The sequence below is a fragment of the Ilumatobacter sp. genome, from assembly GCF_041688325.1.
Lineage (GTDB): Bacteria > Actinomycetota > Acidimicrobiia > Acidimicrobiales > Ilumatobacteraceae > Ilumatobacter_A.
Window position 1 is genome coordinate 1 of the sequence record NZ_JBDNIJ010000338.1, and the last position, 2,066, is coordinate 2,066.

Below are 2,066 nucleotides of genomic sequence, written 5' to 3' on the forward strand. Positions count from 1 at the left end.
AGCTGCAGCAGTCTCAGTTTCGGGCTGCTCTGGCTGGATATCCGAAACTGGGATCAGCTTGGCTCACTGGCGATGAGAGATGATCTCCATTTTGGGAGATGGCAAGCGGACTTCAGCCGAGGAGGTCTTTGGTGATGCCGTAGAAGTATTCGGCTGACATGCCAATCGATTCAATGTCGATCCGCTCGTCGTTGCCATGGAACCGTGCGCCAAATGTGGCGAAGTCCATCTTCCCAGAGAACAAGCCGGCGCCGTAGGCGACGCTGCCGCGTTCGCGGTAGAAGCGTGCATCGGTGCCACCGGTGATCAGGCCGGGGATGAGCTTCGCACCGGGATAGGCGATCTGGGTGTGTTTGGTCACGGCTTCCCAGAGCGGGTTGCCGGGTCCGTAGTCGCATGTGGTCGGATTGGAGTTCTGGAGTTCGCTGACTTCGATGTGGTCGTAGAGGTCGCCGATGGCATCGCGCAGGTGTTGTTCGACGTCGTCCTTCGTGGTGCCCGGAACCGTACGGATGTCGACATCGATGTCGATGACGTCGGGAATCGTGTTGGTCTTCTGGCCGCCGTGGGCAACGTTTGGTGAGAACGTCGTGTGGGTCAACGCATGGCAGGTGCGGGCCATGCCCGGTGGCAGGTCTTTCAACGTGTCCCAGATCTTGTCCGATGACTTGAGGGCATCGCGGAGTTCGTCTGGCAGGCCAAATGCATCGACCTGGGCTTCCCAGATGTCGTCGATGTGTGCCGACGGGCGGTAGTCAGCGATTCGGCGCACGATCTCAGCAGCCTTAATCAGTGCGTTGTCTGCACCGAATGGCATCGACCCGTGGCCGGGCGTGCCCTTCACTCGGAGGCGCCGCCACGCCAAGCCCTTCTCGCCGACGTTGACAGTGACGGTTCGTGTGCCGTGGTCGTCGACCGTGGACCAGCCTCCGAGTTCGGTCAGGACATGATCGGCACGCATGTCATCCCAGTGGTGTTCGGCCATCCATTCGGCGCCCCACACACCTCCGGCTTCTTCGTCGGCGACACCGAAGTAGATGAGGTCACCCTTGGGCTTAAAGCCTTCGTTGGCGAGTTGACGGAAAACGACGGCCATCGTCGAGGTGAGGTTGAGCATGTCAACTGCACCGCGACCCCAAATCTCGCCGTCGATGATGTCGGCAGCGAACGGATCGTGGGTCCACCCGTCTCGGTTGACCGGCACGACGTCGGTATGGCCCATCAGGCACAACGAGGGTGCGCTCGGATCTGAACCAGCGATGCGCGCAATCATTGAGTCGCGGCCCGGGCGCGGCGTGTACGTCTGGATGTCGACGCCGGTGCCTTCGAGGTAGCTCACCAACAGATCGGAGTTCCGGGTCTCGTTGCCCGAATCGGGGGTGCCGTCGTTGACGCACTCGTTTCGAATCAGTGCCTGGAGCAACTCGACGGATGGGCCAGTGAATTCAGCGGCGTTCGTCATGTGGCTGAACGTAGCAGCCGATGAGAACTCTGGACCTGCTGTCCCATGCGAGTTCAGGTGTGGCGATCAAGCCAGCGGATCAGGGCGCCCGATGCCGGTGAGAATGGTCTGCCACGCAAGATCGATCTGAGCCGGAGTGAGCGGGCCTGGTGGCAGCGTGAGGAGCCAGTCGTTGAGTCGTTGCCCCTCGACGATCAGCGTGGCGTACATTGACTGAACGGCTGCCGGGCGCTCAGGCTGAGCTGTGCCCCAGTACACCTTGGCAAGGACGTTGCAGCTCACACCAGCCCGCTTGGCGAGTTCGTCGACCGACCCCCGCATCAGTGCTGCGTTCGCAACGAGCTGTGGATCGGGCCGATCGGCGAGCAACGGACGGTCGAGCATTTGCGTACTCACGGCGATCACGCCGGAGGGGCCAATGATGACGTGATCGACGCCGCCCAACTTGTCTTCGGAGATCTCGAACACGAAGCGCCACGGCGGTGTCGGAAGCTCCCGCAGCCGCTCGCTGGTCAGACGAGCGCCGTTGACCTGGCGCGGCGTGCTGCCTGGTGCCATGTTCTGCATCGTTTGCTTGTACCAGGTCAGGCCACCGCCGAGAAGG

At 61.9% G+C, this 2,066-nt stretch carries 2 protein-coding genes; both read right to left on the bottom strand.

Translation table 11 applies throughout. From position 1 onward, the window contains the following. Window positions 1-112: 112 nt before the first annotated feature. Window positions 113-1,462, bottom strand: a complete 1,350-nt coding sequence (locus ACH2EI_RS17490; protein ID WP_395160982.1) for a M20/M25/M40 family metallo-hydrolase — start codon at window positions 1,460-1,462, stop codon at window positions 113-115. A gap of 66 nt (window positions 1,463-1,528) precedes the next feature. After that, window positions 1,529-2,066 (bottom strand): hypothetical protein (locus ACH2EI_RS17495; RefSeq protein ID WP_395160984.1); only part of this gene is annotated, 538 nt, incomplete at its 5' end.

Coding starts and splice junctions, on each gene's coding strand:
- ACH2EI_RS17490 (WP_395160982.1), bottom strand. CDS start 1,462: ATGACGAACGCCGCTGAATTCACTGGCCCATCCGTCGAGTTGCTCCAG.